Annotated in this window: 21 protein-coding genes; 10 read left to right on the top strand and 11 right to left on the bottom strand. The window is 59.3% G+C overall.

Annotated elements, in window-relative coordinates; genetic code table 11:
* Positions 1–18 precede the first annotated feature (18 nt).
* From ACQZ63_RS15905 to hemF, 3 genes are all read right to left on the bottom strand, one after another.
* The gene (locus tag ACQZ63_RS15905; RefSeq protein WP_003513537.1) at positions 19–204 is read right to left on the bottom strand and encodes a DUF1059 domain-containing protein; all 186 of its coding nucleotides are present in this window, start codon (positions 202–204) and stop codon (positions 19–21) included.
* Positions 205–324: 120 nt separating this feature from the next.
* Positions 325–591 (bottom strand): hypothetical protein, encoded by a 267-nt coding sequence (locus ACQZ63_RS15910; protein WP_111790668.1) that lies wholly within the window; start codon positions 589–591, stop codon positions 325–327.
* Between the two features lie 122 nt (positions 592–713).
* Positions 714–1,625: an oxygen-dependent coproporphyrinogen oxidase gene (gene hemF, locus ACQZ63_RS15915; protein WP_111803779.1), complete on the bottom strand. Its 912-nt coding sequence runs from the start codon at positions 1,623–1,625 to the stop codon at positions 714–716.
* A gap of 129 nt (positions 1,626–1,754) precedes the next feature.
* On the opposite strand from hemF, the gene ACQZ63_RS15920 reads away from it, so the two are divergent.
* Positions 1,755–2,030 carry a hypothetical protein gene (locus ACQZ63_RS15920; protein ID WP_013636608.1) on the top strand — a complete coding sequence of 92 codons (276 nt, stop codon included), beginning with the start codon at positions 1,755–1,757 and terminating at the stop codon, positions 2,028–2,030.
* A gap of 3 nt (positions 2,031–2,033) precedes the next feature.
* On the opposite strand, the gene ACQZ63_RS15925 is transcribed toward ACQZ63_RS15920, so the two are convergent.
* Positions 2,034–3,686: a Na/Pi cotransporter family protein gene (locus ACQZ63_RS15925; protein WP_080798012.1), complete on the bottom strand. Its 1,653-nt coding sequence runs from the start codon at positions 3,684–3,686 to the stop codon at positions 2,034–2,036.
* Positions 3,687–3,858: 172 nt separating this feature from the next.
* Positions 3,859–4,332, bottom strand: coding sequence for a tRNA (cytidine(34)-2'-O)-methyltransferase (locus ACQZ63_RS15930; protein WP_003513525.1), 474 nt, complete (start codon positions 4,330–4,332; stop codon positions 3,859–3,861).
* 225 nt (positions 4,333–4,557) lie between these two features.
* On the opposite strand from ACQZ63_RS15930, the gene ACQZ63_RS15935 reads away from it, so the two are divergent.
* The 3 genes from ACQZ63_RS15935 to ACQZ63_RS15945 all read left to right on the top strand — a co-directional run bounded on the left by ACQZ63_RS15935 (position 4,558) and on the right by ACQZ63_RS15945 (position 9,174).
* Positions 4,558–4,713, top strand: coding sequence for a hypothetical protein (locus tag ACQZ63_RS15935; RefSeq protein WP_448799317.1), 156 nt, complete (start codon positions 4,558–4,560; stop codon positions 4,711–4,713).
* Positions 4,714–5,095: 382 nt separating this feature from the next.
* Positions 5,096–6,946, top strand: a complete 1,851-nt coding sequence (locus tag ACQZ63_RS15940; RefSeq protein ID WP_013636605.1) for an ABC transporter ATP-binding protein — start codon at positions 5,096–5,098, stop codon at positions 6,944–6,946.
* A gap of 251 nt (positions 6,947–7,197) precedes the next feature.
* Positions 7,198–9,174, top strand: coding sequence for an ABC transporter ATP-binding protein (locus tag ACQZ63_RS15945; RefSeq protein WP_162763675.1), 1,977 nt, complete (start codon positions 7,198–7,200; stop codon positions 9,172–9,174).
* Between the two features lie 13 nt (positions 9,175–9,187).
* On the opposite strand, the gene ACQZ63_RS15950 is transcribed toward ACQZ63_RS15945, so the two are convergent.
* Positions 9,188–10,120, bottom strand: coding sequence for an endonuclease/exonuclease/phosphatase family protein (locus tag ACQZ63_RS15950; protein WP_113556413.1), 933 nt, complete (start codon positions 10,118–10,120; stop codon positions 9,188–9,190).
* Between the two features lie 310 nt (positions 10,121–10,430).
* Here ACQZ63_RS15950 and petA point away from each other — a divergent pair, with 310 nt between their 5' ends.
* The 5 genes from petA (at position 10,431) to ACQZ63_RS15975 (ending at position 14,319) form a co-directional block, all read left to right on the top strand.
* A complete protein-coding gene (gene petA / locus ACQZ63_RS15955) occupies positions 10,431–11,009 on the top strand; it encodes a ubiquinol-cytochrome c reductase iron-sulfur subunit (protein WP_003513514.1) in 579 nt (192 codons plus the stop codon).
* A gap of 14 nt (positions 11,010–11,023) precedes the next feature.
* Positions 11,024–12,307, top strand: a complete 1,284-nt coding sequence (locus tag ACQZ63_RS15960) for a cytochrome b (protein ID WP_019565206.1) — start codon at positions 11,024–11,026, stop codon at positions 12,305–12,307.
* A gap of 22 nt (positions 12,308–12,329) precedes the next feature.
* Positions 12,330–13,214 (top strand): cytochrome c1, encoded by an 885-nt coding sequence (locus ACQZ63_RS15965; protein WP_003513510.1) that lies wholly within the window; start codon positions 12,330–12,332, stop codon positions 13,212–13,214.
* A gap of 79 nt (positions 13,215–13,293) precedes the next feature.
* Complete coding sequence (locus ACQZ63_RS15970) at positions 13,294–13,686, top strand: GFA family protein (RefSeq protein WP_113556410.1); 393 nt, start codon at positions 13,294–13,296, stop codon at positions 13,684–13,686.
* A gap of 90 nt (positions 13,687–13,776) precedes the next feature.
* Positions 13,777–14,319, top strand: coding sequence for an adenine phosphoribosyltransferase (locus ACQZ63_RS15975; protein WP_019565208.1), 543 nt, complete (start codon positions 13,777–13,779; stop codon positions 14,317–14,319).
* Positions 14,320–14,332: 13 nt separating this feature from the next.
* Here ACQZ63_RS15975 and ACQZ63_RS15980 read toward each other — a convergent pair whose 3' ends face one another.
* The 4 genes from ACQZ63_RS15980 to ychF form a co-directional block, all read right to left on the bottom strand.
* Complete coding sequence (locus ACQZ63_RS15980; protein ID WP_065687145.1) at positions 14,333–14,968, bottom strand: class I SAM-dependent methyltransferase; 636 nt, start codon at positions 14,966–14,968, stop codon at positions 14,333–14,335.
* A 63-nt stretch (positions 14,969–15,031) separates the two neighbouring features.
* Positions 15,032–15,499, bottom strand: coding sequence for a MaoC family dehydratase (locus ACQZ63_RS15985; RefSeq protein ID WP_003513502.1), 468 nt, complete (start codon positions 15,497–15,499; stop codon positions 15,032–15,034).
* Complete coding sequence (locus tag ACQZ63_RS15990) at positions 15,496–15,969, bottom strand: MaoC family dehydratase (RefSeq protein WP_113556409.1); 474 nt, start codon at positions 15,967–15,969, stop codon at positions 15,496–15,498. The genes ACQZ63_RS15985 and ACQZ63_RS15990 overlap by 4 nt, the downstream gene beginning before the upstream one ends.
* 321 nt (positions 15,970–16,290) lie before the next feature.
* Entirely contained in the window at positions 16,291–17,394 is a 1,104-nt protein-coding gene (gene ychF, locus ACQZ63_RS15995; RefSeq protein WP_003513497.1) for a redox-regulated ATPase YchF, read from the bottom strand.
* Between the two features lie 253 nt (positions 17,395–17,647).
* On the opposite strand from ychF, the gene clpS reads away from it, so the two are divergent.
* Positions 17,648–17,959: an ATP-dependent Clp protease adapter ClpS gene (gene clpS, locus ACQZ63_RS16000; protein WP_003513495.1), complete on the top strand. Its 312-nt coding sequence runs from the start codon at positions 17,648–17,650 to the stop codon at positions 17,957–17,959.
* Between the two features lie 11 nt (positions 17,960–17,970).
* Here the strand turns inward: clpS and ACQZ63_RS16005 are convergent, their stop codons facing one another.
* A complete protein-coding gene (locus ACQZ63_RS16005) occupies positions 17,971–18,423 on the bottom strand; it encodes a GNAT family N-acetyltransferase (RefSeq protein ID WP_025594151.1) in 453 nt (150 codons plus the stop codon).
* Position 18,424: the final 1 nt, after the last annotated feature.

Genomic DNA, 18,424 nt, shown 5'->3' on the forward strand with positions numbered 1-18,424 from the left:
TGCCGGAGGCGTTGCGGCTCAGGCCGCATTTGCCTCGTCGCGGATGCGGGATTTGATGTTTTCGATCATGTTTTCGCGGATGATGGTTTCGCCGTGGGCCGATCGCATATGTTCCACGGTGCGGCGCACGACTTCCGCGTCGTCATCCGCGCGGGTGTGCCAGGCACAGCCGGGCACGAGCGTTCCACATTCAAACAGTCTCATGGCCTTGCCTCCCTGTTTTAGACAGAGGGACAGCCTGCAAATGCCTGCTGTCCCTCTGACAAGAAACGAACGGTCGCCGCTAATGTTCCAGAGCGGCGTTCCGCTGACCCTGTTCAGGCCCTATTCGGGCATCGCCCAGCACTGGAAAACAGAGGATGTGCCGGCTGCCGGGATTTTTGTACGAGGCATTTCGTCATTGTCGGCCCGCGTCACCGCTTTTCCGGCAAGCGTGCGTTTTACTTGTTCGACATAAAAGGAATGCGGCAGTTCGCGATCGCCGGTGGCACGCATTTCCGCTGCCAGGCGGTCGATCAAATCAGGGGTATCGATGGAATGCGAGGCTCCCTCAGCGGAAGCGGATATAGGCATGCTGTTCGAAGTAATCATGACGATAGCTCCTCCAGTACGTCTGCACGCAGGAGATTATCATTGCCTTTATTTTTCCATAAGTCCTAATTTGCGCGATTTGCGCCCAAATTCCTGACGGGCGTCAAATTTACGTGAGTATTTCAGGGCCAGCGGACCACGGGCGGCAGGGAAGACAGAATCGATTCGACATTGCCGCCGGTCTTGAGGCCGAAGATAGTGCCGCGGTCGTAAAGCAGGTTGAATTCCACATAGCGGCCACGGCGAATGAGCTGCTCGTCGCGGTCCTCTTCCGTCCAGGGCTGGTTGAAATTGGATCGCACGATTTTTGGGTAGACCAGGTTGAAGGCGCGGCCGACATCCTGCACGAAGGCGAAATTGGCGTCCCAGCCGCCCTTTTCCTCTTCCGGGTGCAGCCAGTCGAAAAAGATGCCGCCGGTGCCGCGCGGCTCGTTGCGGTGCTTGAGGAAGAAGTACTCGTCGCACCACGACTTGTAGCGCGGATAGTCGGCCACGGGATGGCGGTTACAGGTGATCTCGAAGCCGCGGTGGAAAAGCTGGGTGTCCGGGTCCTGTTCCGTCCGCCGGCGTCCAAGCACGGGCGTCAGGTCCGCGCCGCCGCCGAACCAGTGGCTGGTGGTGACGACCATGCGGGTATTCATATGAACAGCCGGCACATTGGGATTGACCGGATGGGCGATCAGCGAAATGCCCGAGGCCCAGAAGCTGGGGTCTTCTTCCGCACCCGGTATCTGCTGGCGGAATTCCGGCGAGAACTCACCATAGACGGTGGAGGTGTGGACGCCGACCTTTTCGAAGACGCGGCCCTCCATCATCGACATCTTGCCGCCGCCGCCCGCGCCATTGTCGCGCAGCCAGTCCTTCTGCACGAAGCGTCCCGGTTCCTGATCGGCGAGCGGGCCGCTCAGCTCGTCTTCAAGGGTTTCGAAGGAGGCAACGATGGTGTCGCGCAGATGCTGGAACCAGGCCTGGGCGGCGGCCTTCTTGTCTTCTATGTCCTCGGGCAAGCCCTTCGGCAAAGATGGCCGTTCCATGCATGTTCTCCTTTGGTGAAGTCGATTCCCTGTCGCATCTAGCAGGTGCTGGCCTTGCGCACAAATTCGACTCGCCAAGTTCACATGCGGACACTATCTTTAGCGATGTAGGTGCCAGAGGTGAATATCATGACGAAATTTGCCGGACCGCCGCCCCTGGACGGGCTGAAGCGCAGGATCGCCAATCACCGCAAGGCGCGTGAAAGTGACGGCGGCGATCCGATGCGCAACGGTATGTTCGTGCGGCAGACCTTTTGTCTCGACCGTGAAGAAGCCCGTGCCAAGGCGCGCGAGTGGTTCGACAGTTTTCCCAAGGCCGCCTATTGGACCGAAGTGGAAAGCTGGCGGCAGCTGGAAGGCGACCGCATCGAATTCACCATGCGGCGGCTTCCTTCGGCAGACTAAGCTTTAAGCACGCGGTTCGGCGTAACGCAGGCGGCTTTCAATCAGCACGCCGCTTTCATCCAGAATGGGATGGGCAACAGACACGATATGGGCGTTTATGCGCTTCAGGTCGCGCAGCATGTCGAGATGCAGTGAACTCGTCTGCATGCTTTCCGTCAGCCCATCGCGCAGCCGCTCCAGATGGCGGTTGGACGACTGTTTTTCGAGGCGGCGTATATCCACCTTGCTTTCCATCAGCCGGCGGGCGAGTTCGAAATCGCCGGTCACCAGAATGCTCTGGGCAGCCCGCAGATTTTCGATTGTCATGTCGAACAGCGTCTTCAGCTCCTCATAACCGTCGTCGGAAAATTTGAAGCTGTTCAGCACCTTCTTGCGGATCTGCTCGCAAATGCCTTTTTCGATGATGTCGCCGATATGTTCGAGATTGATCGCGTAATCGATGATGGCGATCGAACGGCGCGCTTCGTCGTCTGCAAGCCCTTTGCGCCCCAGTTGGGAAAGATAGACCTTCACCTCCTGCTGACGGCGATCGACCTTCTTTTCGAGCAGGGACACTTCCTGAAGGGGTGCCAGATCATTATGCTTGAAGGCGTTTTCGGCGCGGATCAGCATGCGCTCGATAGCATCGCCGACGCTCAAGACCTCACGCGTGGCATTGGCGAGCGCCACAACAGGCGTATCCAGCGCCTGCTGATCGAGGAAATTCGGGCCATCTTCGGCTTTCGGATCGCCCGGCACCAGCTTTGCCATCAGGTCGGATATGAGGGCTGAGAACGGCCAGGCAACCGCTGCCAGAATGACATTGAAGATGAGATGCGCATCAACAGGCAATTTGGCGGGCGAAAGCGGCAATTGCTGCAAAAGCGTTGCGCCATAGGATGCGAGTGGCATGGCGATGAGGCAGCCGATGGTGCGCACCACAAGGTTGCCGATGGTGATGCGCCGCGCCGAGGCCGGGCCGGAGAGCGTGGCGATGACCGGCGGAATGGCGCCGCCGAGATTGGCGCCGAGAATGAGAACGATGATGAGACCGGCGGACAGCGTGCCGGTAGCAGCAAGCGACAGGATAAGCACCACGACAGCGAGGCTGGAGGAGGAGACGAAGGCCAGCACGGCGGAGAAGATCAGCGCGACGGGCCATGCGCCATCAAGCAGACCGATGAAGACGCCAAGGGCTGGCGAGGCACGCATCGGTTCGGTCGCGCCGCTCAACAGATGCAATGACAGAAGCATCAGGCCGATGCCGATGACCGCGGTTCCGCCACCTTGTCGGGCGTTTGAGCTACCCTTTTTGAGCACGATACCGGAGAGGATCAGCAGCGGCGACAGCCACTCCACACCGGCCGCGACAATCCAGGCGGTGACGGCGGTGCCTACATTGGCGCCGAGCAGCACGACCTGCGCCATGCGCGGCTTTATGAGATCGCGTTCTGCGAAGGAGGCGACGGTAAGCGCGGTTGCCGTCGAGCTTTGCAGCGCGACAGTGGCGAAAAAGCCGGAAAAGAAGGAACGCGGGCCGCTCTGGGTGCCCGTCGCCAATACACTTCGCAATTTCATGCCGAAGGCACGGGTAACCCCATCCTTGACCTGGGCAAGACCAAAGAGCAGCAGCGCGACTGCGCCGAGAAGGTTGACGATGACAATGGTGGATTGCATGCGACGTCTCCTCACACCCGCCGGCGGATTGCTGCGGCGAGGGCGATTTTTGTTGTCCGGCTAATAAGTATAGGAGCCTGAACGCCTTCGGTACAGGCCGGGTTGCGACAGTTTTGAAGCAAAAACGGTCAATTTTTGTATTTGCACGAAAAAATGGCGTTAAAAAAGGCGCTTACGACCATGCGGTCTGGCGCAAAGCCTCGCCGGTGATCATCGCGGCGGACATTGCGACGTTGATGGAGCGCTGCCCCTCGACCATCGGGATGATGATTCGCTCCTGCGCCTTTTCATGCACGTGGTCCGGCACACCAGCACTTTCACGGCCGAAAAGCAGGATATCGTCGTGGCGATAGGCGATTTTCGTATAGGGCAGGGCGGCCTTGGTGGAGGCGAGAACGAGGCGGCGGCCGGTGGTTGCGCGCCACTCCTCAAACCGGTCCCAGCTGACGTGGCGTGTCAGCGCCGCCGCTGCGATATAATCCATGCCTGCCCTTTTCAGGTTTCGGTCGGAAATATCGAAACCTGCCGGCTCGATGATATCGACGCCGAGGCCGAGACAGGCCGCCAGCCGCAGGATCGTGCCGGTATTGCCAGGAATATCCGGCTGGTAGAGGGCAATCCTGATTTCGGGTCTGATATCGCTCATGGTCTTCTCACCGCGTTTGGAATGCCGGAGCGCTTATCACGGGCGGCGGGTTTGTGACAGATGCAGCCCGAGAAGACCGTTTCGAAGAGTGCCGTATTCATTCGCGTGACACACAGTCGGGCTACCCATTAACCAACGTGTCGTCAGGCCGATCCGGCACATCCGGTTGCGTCGGATCGGCGTTGTTTCGATCCGGATTCCGCGCAGCAAAAACAGGAAGATATCATGTCCGAACCGGCGAATTTCGTCCATTTGACCGATCTGCATGTGGGCAATCCGCAGGTGCAGGACGATGATCTTTATTCCGACACCTCGGCCACGCTGGCCGATACTCTGGCGCAGATCAAGGCGCTCGGGCAGGCGCAGGACGCCGCCGAGTAAGCTGCGCATCCAGGCCTTACGACGGGCGGAGACCTTCGCGGGTCATCTCCGCCCGTTCGGCAGAATCGGTCGCGATCGAGAGCTTTTCTGACGCGTTCGGCATCTTTGCGGCTGGTCAACGATTAATTTTTGCGCTACAAGGCGACATCTTCAACACCAGCTAGGGAGGTTCTGATGCAAAATGACATTCGTATTCGCCTCCCGGCCCCAGTAGTGCTGCTGCTGGCCTAGGTGTTACCCCCGCGGTTCGACCGCGTTTCCCATAGTCTGATTCGTCATGTGGCTGTTGCGGCCATATCCAATACTTTTCTGTTCCGTCGTGAGCCATATTTGCGTTTGCTCACGTTTCACGATGGGGCGATTGCTTGCCGGAGCTTGGCCTATGTTTGGCTGGTTTGAAAAACGCCTTGATCCTTTTCCCTCTTCGGCGCCGTCTGTGCCGCCGAAGAAGCTTTTGCCGTTCGTGTGGCATTATGTGCAGCCCGCATGGCCGTGGCTCCTGCTGCTCGGCCTGATGTCCATGGGCATCGCCGTTGCGGAGGCCATGCTCTACAAATTCCTCGGCAGCATCGTTGACTGGCTTTCCACGGCCAATCGCGAGACGTTTTTTGCCGATGAGGGCTGGCATCTGATGGTCATGGCTGGGCTGGTGCTCTTCCTGCTGCCACTGATGGGCGCGATCCACACCATGACGATGCACCAGACGCTTGCCGGCAATTTCGGCATGATCGCGCGCTGGAAGATGCATCGTTTCCTGCTTCGCCACTCCATGAACTTTTTCGCCAACGAATTTGCAGGCCGGGTTTCGACCAAGGTGATGCAGACGGCGCTGGCGATCCGCGAAGTGGCGCTGAAGGTGATCGACGTGTTCGTCTACGCTATCAGCTTCGTCGTCTCGATGCTGTTCATGGTTGCGGCCGCAGACTGGCGGCTGGTCATTCCGCTGCTGGTGTGGCTCGGCATCTATATGGGTATCCTCACCTATTTCGTGCCGAAGCTCGGCCGGCTCGCACAGGAGCAGGCCGATGCGCGCTCGATGATGACGGGGCGTATCGTCGACAGCTATACAAACATCTCGACGATCAAGCTGTTTTCGCATGCGGGCCGCGAGGAAAGATATGCGCGTGAGGGCATGAACGTGTTTCTCGGAACCGTTCACCGCCAGATGCGCAAGATTTCCGGCTTCAACATCCTGATCGACCTCAACAATGCGGTCGTGCTGTTTTCCACGGCCTCGCTCGGTCTTTATTTCTGGATGCAGGGGTCGGTCACGGCCGGCTCGGTTGCCATTGCCATAAGCCTTGCCATGCGCGTCAACGGCATGTCGCAATGGATCATGTGGGAAGTCACCTCGCTGTTCGAAAACATTGGCACCGTCTATGACGGCATGTCGATGATGACGAAGCCGCACGACATCGTCGATGCTCCGAAGGCGCCTCAGCTTGCTGCACCGCAGGGCGCGATCCGTTATGATAACGTCCGCTTCCACTACGGCAAGAACAAGGGCGTGATCGACGGGCTGACGCTGGATATCAAGCCGGGCGAGAAGGTCGGGTTGGTCGGGCGTTCCGGTGCGGGCAAGACGACGCTGATGAACCTGCTTCTGCGCTTCTACGATCTGGAAGCGGGCAAGATCACCATCGACGGGCAGGACATCTCCAAGGTGTCGCAGGACAGCCTGCGCGAGCTGATCGGTGTCGTGACGCAGGATACTTCGCTGCTGCACCGTTCGATCCGCGACAACATCGCCTATGGCCATCCCGAGGCCACCGACGAGCAGGTGATCGCGGCGGCAAAGCGGGCGAATGCCTGGGACTTCGTGGAAACGCTTGTCGATATGCATGGCCGCCAGGGTCTCGATGCCCAGGTGGGCGAACGCGGTGTAAAGCTGTCCGGTGGCCAGCGTCAGCGTATCGCCATTGCCCGCGTGTTCCTCAAGAACGCGCCGATCCTGGTACTTGATGAGGCGACCTCGGCGCTTGACTCGGAAGTCGAGGCGGCGATTCAGGAAAACCTGTTCTCGCTGATGGAAGGCAAGACGGTGATCGCGATCGCGCACCGCCTGTCGACGCTGACCGAAATGGACCGGCTCATCATCCTCGACAAGGGTCAGATCGTGGAATCGGGCAGCCATGCGGAACTGGCGGCGATGGGCGGTATCTATGCCGATCTATGGCGGCGCCAGTCCGGCGGCTTCATCGCCGACCACGAGGCGGAAGTGGCTGCCGAGTAAGGAGAGCTCGAAGGGCGGGAAGCATGGTTTCCCGCCCTTTCGTTTGCGGTTCACGTTTATCTATGTAGGCGAGTTAAACCTCTCCTCCGTCATGCCGGCCTTGAGCCGGTTTCCAGTCACGGCGCGTCTGCGCCGTGAAAGGAGTCTCCGCGATCAAAAACTTGAATCGCGCTTTACCCCGGATCTAGTCCTTGTGACGGAGTGAGGATGCTGCGAGTGCGCAAAATCCAGGTGGGTCTATCCAGAGCCCGGTGGAACATTCTTCGCCCTTTTTCATTTCCCGAACGTTACCGAAATATAATCTCTTCCCGAACGCTCTGTGGCTGTTCCCGCTCCGGGAATCCGCCTATATCCGGATCATGGTCATTACCCGCATCTTCGAGTTTTTCGAGAACTGGATAAAGCCCTTCGCCCGAAAGGACGATTTGCGGCCGCCGGAAAAGACGTCCGGTTTCATCTGGTTCTATATCTCGCAGGCCAAGGCGCCGTTTCTTGCCATGCTGGTGCTGGGCGGGTTGACGGCTGCCATTGAGGCTGCGCTTTTCTGGTTCGTCGGGCGGCTGGTCGACATTCTCTCGACCGTCAAGCCGGAAGAGGGCTGGGCTGGACTGCTGGCAGCCCATGGCGGCGAACTCGTCGGCATGCTGGTGTTGATCGGCATCGTGCGTTTTATCGTCACCATGGTGACCGCGCTGGTGGACCAACAGATCATCACGCCCGGCTTTTACAATCTGGTGCGCTGGCAATCCTATATGCATGTGGCGCGGCAATCGCTGACCTTTTTCCAGAATGATTTTTCCGGCCGCATCGTCACCAAGGTCTGGTCGGGCGGGCAGGCGGCAGGCGATCTTGTCACCTCGCTGATGGAAAGCGTCTGGTTCGTCGGCATCTACTCCGTCTCGATGCTGCTGCTGATCGGCGGACTGGACTGGCGGCTTGCCGTCGTCGTCCTCGTCTGGGTGCTGATCTTCTCGCTGCTGGCGCGTTATTTCGTGCCGCGCATCCGCTCCCATTCGAAAGAAACGGCGGAGGCAGCCTCCATGCTTTCCGGCCGGATGGTGGATGCGTACAGCAATATCCAGACGCTCAGGCTGTTCGGGCGCGACGATGCCAATGACCGCTACATGCGGCAGGGCTTCGATATCTTCCAGAACGCCACGATGACGTTCACGCGGTTCATCACCGGTGTGCGCGCCTCCATGGCGCTGCTGTCGGGTGTGATGATCACGTCGATGGCGGCGCTGTGTATCGACCTTTGGCTGTCCGGCAAGATCAGTTCCGGCGCTGTCGCCTTCACGCTGGCACTGGTTCTGCGCCTCAACTTCCTGCTCGGGCGATTGATGACGCAGTTCAACGGCATCATGCGCAATTTCGGCACGGTGCAGAATGCGGCGGAGCTGATTTCGCAGCCGATCGGCCTCGTGGACGCGCCGGATGCGACAGTGCTGGACGTGAAAAGTCCAAGTATCCGCTTAGAAAACGTCAGCTTCCATTATGGGCGGGCGAACGGGGTCATCGACAATCTTAATCTCGATATCAAGGCGGGGGAGAAGGTCGGCATCGTCGGACGCTCCGGCGCGGGCAAATCCACCCTCGTCAATCTGCTGCTGCGGTTTTACGATGTCGAGAAAGGCCGTATCCTCATTGATGGGCAGGATATCGCCAAGGTCACCCAGGAATCACTGCGCGCCCATATCGGCATGGTCACGCAGGATACGTCGCTGCTGCACCGTTCTATCAGAGACAACATCATGTTCGGGCGCACGGATGCCACCGAAGCGCAATTGCTGGAGGCGACGCGCCGGGCCAAGGCGGATGAGTTCATTGCACGGCTGGAAGACCAGCGCGGCCGCACGGGTTTCGACGCGCATGTCGGCGAACGCGGCGTGAAATTGTCCGGCGGCCAACGCCAGCGCATCGCCATTGCCCGCGTGATGCTGAAGGATGCGCCGATCCTCGTCCTCGACGAGGCGACGTCTGCGCTTGATTCGGAAGTAGAAGCGGCGATCCAGAGCAATCTGGATGAGTTGATGCAGGGCAAGACAGTGCTGGCCATTGCCCACCGTCTTTCAACAATTGCTGCTCTCGACCGGCTGATCGTCATGGATCAGGGCCGTATCGTCGAGCAGGGCAGCCATTCAGATCTCGTCTCGCAGGGCAGACTTTATTCGGAACTCTGGGCGCGACAGTCGGGCGGCTTCCTTGCTGTGGACGAGGCGGCCCAATAGGGCCTGTCGCCAGCTATTTCCCGATCATGAAATCCGCCATCAGGCCGAAATGATTGGAACCGAGGCTGTCGGGCAGACGGGTGGTTTTCAAGAGCGTGGCCGGTTCGCGGGCGAAGATATGGTCGATGGCGATACCGAAGCGACCTGCCTTCGTCGGCCATGTGGCGGGTTCCCATGGCGCTTTCTTCAGGTCGTTGGCGGCGAGGAAGTCGCGCATGTCGGGAGCGATGCTGGCCGAATTGAAATCTCCGGCCAGAATGAGCGGCCCGGTAACGCGAAAGAGAATTTCGCTGACTTCGTCCAGCTCGTCCCGGTGATAGTCGTCGAAATAGGGTTTGGTGATGTGACCTGCGGCGAGCGTCAGCTTCGTGCCGTCGAAATCGATGCTGGCGATGGCGAAACGGTCGCGGCGCAGATCGCTGAGGCTATGGAAACGGCCCTCCAGCAGCGGCCGCTTCGACAGGATCAAAAGATCACAGGTCGGTGTTCCGGCATAACAACCGAGCCTGTGGGGGTAGGTTTGCTGCAGACGCGGCAGAACCGATTCCAGCGCAGCCGCCTCGAACAGATAGACAGCATCCGCGTCTGATTCGAGAATCCTGTCGGCAATCGCATCCGCATTGGCGGCGTTATCCATCAATACGTTGAAGGACAATAGCCGGAAGGGTCTGGCGCCAGGTGCCGCATTGGCGCTTGTCGAGAATTCCATGAGCATGGCGACGGCGTGGATGGCGAGTGCAAGCGACCAGATGATGAGGAAAGCGGAAATCGCGTCACGCGTCAGCCAAAATACCAGGCATGACAGCAGGATACAGACGAAGGCGATGTGAAGCTGGAAACTTGTGACGAAGGCTAAAAGCCAGAAATCCGTCACATAACGCAGGCTGGCGATGAAAATTACGGCAGCCACGACCGTGGAGACCATGCACGAGAGCTTCGCCGTCATCCGAATCCCTGCTTTCCAAGCTCTCCCTTGATGTCTCGTAACATGCCGCAAGGGTGGGCACAATGTTGCCCGCTTGCCGGGGCTTAGGAAAAAATGAGAAACAAATCCGCCCCTTCTGGCAGAATTACGGCAGCTTTGTGTGCTTTGCTCTTGCCAAGTCAGTCAATATTTTGCGATCAAACAGAATGACGCGGTTTCTCAAACGCCGCGAGGATGACCGAGACGGTGGGACGGAGATTGTCTTGGATCAAATCATAGCGGGAGGACTCATGCGATTTACGGCAAAAACAGCGCAGAGGATGGTGTAGCGGTGAGCGAGCACGTAACCAATCACGACGCCTCGGGTGAACCGACCCGTCGCGATTTTCTTTATCTAGTAACCGGAATGACGGGCGCCGTTGGTGCCGCCGCAGTGGCATGGCCTTTTATCGACCAGATGCGTCCAGACGCATCGACGCTGGCGCTTGCCTCCATCGAGGTGAACGTCGCGGCGGTCGAGCCGGGCATGTCGCTGACCGTGAAGTGGCGCGGCAAGCCGATTTTCATCCGTAACCGCACGGAGAAGGAAATCGGCGAAGCCAATGCGGTCGCTCTTGCCGATCTCAAGGATCCGGTGGCGCGCAACGCCAACATTGCCCCCGACGCGCAGGCGACGGACATTGACCGTTCCGCCGGTCAGGGCAAAGAAAACTGGATCGTCATGATCGGTTCCTGCACCCATCTCGGTTGCGTTCCGCTCGGCCAGGCCGGCGATTTCGGCGGTTGGTTCTGTCCCTGCCATGGCTCGCATTACGATACGGCGGGCCGCATACGTAAGGGTCCGGCGCCGCAGAACCTCGCCATCCCGACATTTGCATTCACATCCGATACCGTGATCAAGATCGGATAAGGGGACAGATATTTATGAGTGGTCATTCCAGTTATCAGCCGTCCACCGGCATCGAGAGGTGGATCGATTCGCGGCTTCCCTTGCCGCGCATGATCTATGACAGCTTCGTTGCCTATCCTGTCCCGCGTAATCTGAACTACGCCTACACATTCGGCGCGATGCTGGCTGTCATGCTGATCGTGCAGATCCTCACCGGCGTCGTGCTTGCCATGCATTACGCCGCTGAAACGACGGTTGCCTTCAATTCCGTCGAAAAGATCATGCGCGACGTCAACCACGGCTGGCTGTTGCGCTACATGCACGCCAACGGTGCGTCGTTCTTCTTCATCGCGGTTTACCTGCACATCGCCCGTGGACTTTATTACGGCTCCTACAAGGCGCCACGCGAAATCCTCTGGATTCTCGGCTGCGTGATCTACCTCCTGATGATGGCGACGGGCTTCATGGGCTACGTGTTGCCGTGGGGCCAGATGTCCTTCTGGGGCGCCACTGTTATCACCGGCTTCTTCTCGGCTTTCCCGGGCATAGGTGAGTGGATTCAGCAGTTCCTGCTCGGCGGCTTTGCGGTGGACAATCCGACGCTCAACCGCTTCTTCGCGCTCCACTACCTGCTGCCGTTCATGATTGCGGGTGTCGTCATCCTGCATATTTGGGCGCTGCATGTGACCGGCCAGACCAATCCGACGGGTGTGGAAGTGAAGAGCAAGACCGATACGGTGCCCTTCACGCCCTATGCGACGCTGAAGGATGCGCTCGGTGTTTCGGTGTTCCTCATCGCTTATGCGTGGTTCGTCTTCTACATGCCGAACTTCCTCGGCCACCCTGATAACTACATCATGGCGGATCCGTTGAAGACACCGGCGCATATCGTGCCCGAATGGTATTATCTGCCGTTCTACGCGATGCTGCGCGCCATCACCTTCAATATCGGGCCGATCGATTCCAAGCTAGGTGGCGTTCTCGTCATGTTCGGCGCAATCATCGTGCTGTTCTTCCTGCCCTGGCTCGATACCTCGAAGGTTCGCTCCGCCGTCTATCGTCCCTGGTACAAGCTTTTCTTCTGGCTGTTCGTCGTCAACGCCATCCTGCTCGGCTGGCTGGGTTCGCGTCCGGCGGAAGGCCTTTATGTCATCATGTCGCAGATCGGCACGCTTTATTACTTCGGTTTCTTCCTCGTCATCATGCCGATCCTCGGTCTGGTCGAAACGCCGCGGCGTATTCCGAATTCGATTACCGAGGCCGTTCTGGAAAAGAACGCCGCCAAGAAGACTGCCGCGCCAGCGGCCGCCCAAGTCTGAGCGCGAAGGAAGGATGACGACAATGAAGAAGCTTGTAACGAGCATCGCGCTTATCGCTGCCATCGGCTGTTCCGCCGCCGCTTTTGCGGCGGAGGAGAGCCACGATCTCGCCACCAAGACCGAGCATGCGATCGCCGGCGGTCACTTCCCGGTCATCAAGCCCGAGGAGCAGAGCTGGTCTTTTGCCGGACCTTTCGGCAAGTACGACAAGGGCCAGCTGCAGCGCGGCCTGAAGGTCTACAAGGAAGTCTGCTCTGCCTGCCATTCGATGAGCCTCGTTTCCTTCCGCACGCTGGGCGATCTCGGTTATTCGGAAGAGCAGGTGAAGGCCTTTGCTGCGGAATATGAAGTGCAGGACGGGCCGAACGCCGACGGCGAAATGTATAATCGCAAGGCTGTGCCTTCCGACCATTTCCCCTCGCCATTCCCGAACCACGAAGCGGCTGCTGCTGCCAATGGCGGAGCTGCACCACCGGACATGTCGCTGCTTGCCAAGGCGCGCGGCGTTGAGCGTGGCTTCCCGCAATTCGTCATCGACATGATTCCGATCATCGGCGGTTATCAGGAAGGCGGCCCGGACTACATCCATGCCCTGCTGACCGGATACCAGGACGCGCCTGCCGGCGTTGAAGTGTCGGAAGGCACGCATTTCAACCCGTATTTCGCCAGTGCCGTGGCGCTGAAAATGGCGCCGCCGATCAGCGCCGATCAGGTGACCTATGACGACGGTGCGCCGCAGACGGTTGATCAATATTCCAAGGACGTGTCCGCTTTCCTGATGTGGGCCGCAGAACCGCATCTGGAAGCACGCAAGCGCACCGGCTTCATGGTCATGGTGTTCCTGTTCATCTTCACGGCGCTGATCTATCTCACCAAGAAATCGGTCTACGCCAACAAGGAACATTGAGCGGCTTCAGATGCCTGCAATCATTGGCCCCCATGGTCCTGCCCTGGGGGCCTTTTCATGTGTCGAAGGAGGATGAGAAATGGCGAAAGTCCGGTGCGGTGGCTGCCTGTGCGGTTCCGTCCGTTTCGAGGCCACGGGTGAACCCGGCAATCCGCACAGCTGCTCCTGCGATATCTGCCAGCGGCATTCCGGCGCTCCCAGCCTTGCCTGGGTGGAGTTTGCGAGCGATGCAGTGGTCTGGACGGGAGAGGGCGGTGCGCCCATGGTTTTCCGGTCTTCAGATTATTCCAGCCGTGCGTTTTGCGCAGTCTGCGGCAGCACGCTTGGCGCCATCGACGATGCACCGACTGTCGCCCTCGTTTCCGGCTCTTTTGACGACAGAAATGACGAGGCGCTACGGCCTCTGTTTCATTCCTTCGCGGATGTCTGCCCGGTCTGGGCGCGGATCGAGGGAATGTCGGGGCAGGAATGAGCGGCGGTCCTTTTTAGTTGGTCCGCAGCCACCAAGTTGATAGGGTGGCCCGAACCTTCTGATCCATTTCCCAATCTAACTGGAAATACCATGACCGTTATCGCTTCGGAGCTTTCCGCTGCCATCCGCTCCATTCCCGACTATCCGAAGCCGGGCATCATCTTCAGGGACATCACGACTCTGCTTGGCAATCCGCGCGCTTTCCGCCGTGCCGTGGACGAGCTTGTGCAGCCCTATGCGGGGACGAAGATCGACAAGATCGCCGGCATGGAAGCGCGTGGCTTCATTTTGGGCGGAGCGGTGGCGCACCAGCTTTCCGCCGGTTTCGTGCCTATCCGCAAGAAAGGCAAGTTGCCGCACACCACCGTGCGCGTGGCCTACAGCCTTGAATACGGCGTTGACGAGATGGAAATGCATGTGGACGCCGTGCAGCCGGGCGAAAAGGTCATTCTGGTCGACGACCTGATCGCGACCGGCGGCACCGCCGAAGGTGCGGTGAAACTCTTGCGGCAGATGGGCGCGGAAATCGTTTCGGCCTGCTTCGTCATCGATCTGCCCGATCTCGGCGGCCGCAGGAAGCTGGAAGACCTCGGTGTGGAAGTGCGGACACTGGTGGAGTTTTCGGGGCATTGAGGCCGGTTTCCGGCTAGGAATGTTGCGACAGGCCGGCGTTTTTTCCGGTCTTTCGTAGTGCGATCCATGTCCAGTGGACGCCCATGGCGCGATTACCCGCCTGAATGGAAGCAACTTCTACCTGTCGTATCAACGTGAACCCCAGACGGGCTGCATTGCCCGTCGTTTCCGCTGGTGAAATGGAAAAAGCACGGCGGCCTTCGGGTGCGGGGCCGTGACGCAGGGACATGATCAGCAATCCGCCCTCTGCCGTCATCTCCGAGAGGCTTTCCATGGCGGTTTGCCGTGCCTCGTCATCGATATGGTGCCAGACGCCGCACAGCGTAACCAGATCGAACGGGCCGTGGCGGCGCGCTTTCATCAGATCGGGCAAACAGTCGTCAAGCCAGGTTATCTTGTGCGAGAGGTGCAATCTCTTTCCGGGTTCACGCAGTTCCTTGACCGGCTCTATCGCCAGAACATCATGGCCGCATTCGGCAAACCAGGCGGCATCGCGACCGGTGCCGCTGCCAATATCCGCGACGCGGGCCGGTGTGACCGGCAACAGATCGATGACCGGTGCGTAGATTTCCCGGCAATCCAGTCCATCGAACCTGGCAATCAGGTCCGGCGTTGCCGCTTCAGCATAACCCTGTAGGATATCGTTCATTCTTGCCTTCCCGCCGCGACGCCGATTCCGAGGGTATCGCGCGCGGGCTATCTCGGCCAGCCGCTATTCGAACTCCAGAACCCCGCTCTGGAAGGTCATCACGGTTTCTCCGGACTGGTTCACGCCCTCGTTGAAGGTGGTGTTCAGCCAAACCCCGGCTCTTGATTCCAGCGGTCGGGCATCGAGCAAGGTGACGAAATAGGTCACGTCGTCTCCGGCGAAAACCGGCTTTTTCCATTTGAGTTCACGAAAGCCGGGGGAGGGGCCGAGTTTCGGCGGTTCAAGGCCAAGTTGTTTCAGCCTCTTCACTTCCTTGCCCCAATGGGAAAGGAAACATTTCATCCAGCCAGCGCCGGTGTGCCAACCGGAAGCGCAGAGCGCGCCGAAGACGCTGTTTTTCGCCGCTTCGGCATCGAGATGAAAGGGCTGCGGATCGAAATCGCGGGCGAAACGGACAATGTCTTCGGCGGAAAAATGCAATGTGTCGAGGGTGACCCGTTCGCCGATCGGGGAAAGTTCTGCCAGTCTCATGCCGCAAGGCCTCCGTCCGCACGCATCAGGAACATCACGGTGTTTTCGCCGTGCGATACCAGAACGCCGCGCTGGTTATAAAGCTCATGGCGAAACTTCACGAGGCCGATGCCGGGGCGTGAGCTGGAGGTGCGCTGTTCCAGAACAATGGATTTTCCCGAAAGCGTATCGCCAGCCAGAACCGGCTTTTTCCAGTCGACATAATCGATGCCGGGGCTGCCTTGCGATGTCGAATCGCTGATATAGCTCTCCGCCATCATTCGCATCAGCAGGGCGCAGGTGTGCCAGCCGGATGCCGCCAGCCCGCCGAGAATGCTCTGGCGGCCAGCCTCTTCGGACAGGTGCATGGGCTGGGGGGCGAACTCGCTGGCGAATTCGATGATTTGTGCTGCAGAAATCGATTGCGGTCCCAGGGGAAATTCCCGTCCAACGGAAAAATCCTCATAGGCATATGTCGCGACCGGCGCCATGGCTTCCTCCCTTGCCTAGTCGATGTCACCGGCATCTAAAATGATTTTTCCCTTTACGTAAAGGTCAAATCGAGAGTGCGTTTGCGGCGTAGGGAGATCCTATTGAGAGAGCGAGTGCGGCATGCTGCCTTCTCCCAGAGGGGGAGAAGGTCGCGATAGCGGAATGAGGGGCAAGGGTCGTGAGATTCGCCAGCCTTGCCTCCTCATCAGATCCTCCGGGCTATCTTCCCCCGCCGGGAGGAGAAAAAAGCCACAGGTCTGTGTCACTTCGGTCAGCGAGTCAAAAGACGCGATGTGACCGCCGCCGCGCTCAAGACCAGATCAGGTATTAAAGCGGAAGTGGATGACGTCGCCGTCCTGGACGACATATTCCTTGCCTTCGTCGCGTCCCTTGCCGGCTTCCTTGGCACCAACTTCGCCCTTGTAGGCGATGTAGTCGTCATAGGCGATGGTAAAGGCGCGGATGAAGCCGCGTTCGAAATCGGTATGGATGACGCCGGCGGCAGCGGGCGCTTTGGTGCCGCGCACGATCGTCCAGGCGCGCGTTTCCTTGGGGCCGACGGTGAAATAGGTGATGAGGTCGAGCAGGTGATAGCCGGCGCGGATCAACCGGTCGAGACCGGCTTCGGTGAGCCCGAGGGCCGAGAGGAATTCTTCGGCTTCATCGGCCGGAAGCTGCGCGACTTCGGCCTCGATCGCCGCCGAGATGATCACGCATTCGGCGCCCTGTTGCTTTGCCATCTCCGCGACAGCCGCGGTGTGCTCGTTGCCGGTGGATGCGTCGGCTTCAGAGACGTTGCAGACATAAAGCACCGGGTGCGACGTCAGGAGATTGAGGCCCTTGAGGATTTCGATTTCCTCGTCCGCCAGTGTCTTCAAAAGCAGACGTGCCGGTTTTCCGTCGTTTAGCAGAGCAATTACGGCTTCCATCACCGGCAGTTGGGCCAATGATTCCTTGTCCTTGCTGGTGGCGCGCTTGCGCGTCTGCTCGACACGGCGTTCCAGGCTTTCGAGATCGGCGAGCATCAGTTCCGTCTCGATCGTGTCGGCATCGCCAACCGGATTGATGCGGCCTTCCACATGGGTGATGTCGTCGTCCTCGAAGCAGCGCAGCACATGCACGACGGCATCGACTTCGCGGATATTGGCGAGGAACTTGTTGCCGAGACCTTCACCCTTCGATGCGCCGCGCACCAGGCCGGCAATGTCCACGAAGGAAATGCGGGTCGGAATGATTTCCTTCGATCCGGCAATGGCCGCGAGCTGCTGCATGCGGGGGTCCGGCACGGCAACTTCGCCGGTGTTGGGCTCGATGGTGCAGAAGGGATAGTTGGCGGCCTGCGCGGCCGCCGTTTTCGTCAGCGCGTTGAAGAGGGTGGACTTGCCGACATTCGGCAGCCCGACGATACCGCATTTGAAGCCCATGGCTTGAAACCTGTCCGTTTGAAAGAATTCGTTGAGGAGCCTTTTGCGGAAAGGGCAGGGCAAGGTCAAGCCCGGGGGCCGATTTGGGCGGGCAAAGCCCCGCGAATGGCGCGGAATTCTGCGCGAGTGCGGGGCCGGGGTTGTCGATGCTGCGGTTGCGGCGCAATATGCGCCGGTCGAGCAACCGATCTTTCGTCATCAACGGGGATTTTCCCCATGGGCTACAATTGAGTGACAATCACGGGCGACAATGATGAGTGACAGTCCTGTTGATCTCAAACCGAAACCGAAAGTCAAACCGAAGCTGGAGCGGCCTAAGCTCTACAAGGTCATTCTGCTGAATGACGACTATACGCCGCGCGACTTCGTCACCCTGGTGTTGAAGGTCGTCTTCCACATGGGCGAGGACACCGGCCACCGGGTGATGATGACGGCGCATCGCTTCGGAAGTGCGGTCGTCGTTGTCTGCGAGCGCGACATTGCCGAGACCAAGGCCAAGGAGGCGAACGATCTTGGCAAGGAGGCCGGGTTTCCGCTGATGTTCACCACCGAGCCGGAGGAGTGACGGCTTTACGCTCAATCCCGCCGGATCTGGAAACCCGTCTTGTTCTGAATGAAACCGCAGCTTTCGTAGAAGGCATGCACCTCAGGACGCTGCCGGCCGGTCAGCAGCATCACCTTGTAGCAATTTGCGGCAAAGGCGGTCTCGATGGCGTGGCGCACGACTGCGCGGCCATATCCCCGGCCGCGACGGGTTTCCAGCGTCACCACATTTTCGATGAAGGCATAGGGACGGGCAGCGCGCGTCAGGTTCGGGATGACGAGAAGCGTGGCGGTTGCAACGGGTTCCTGGTCTTCCATGGCAAAGAACACGGTGAGGCCGGGTTGGCCGAGCATGGCGGCGAAAACCGTGCTTGCCTCTTGCGCCGTCAGTTGCGGGTCGGAAGGGTTCAGCGCCTGGTAAAGTTCGAGCAGTTTCGGCAGATCGTCCGGGCCAGCTTCGCGAAGGCTCATGGTCTCTGAAGACATC

The organism is Agrobacterium sp. CG160-95, from assembly GCF_053521725.1.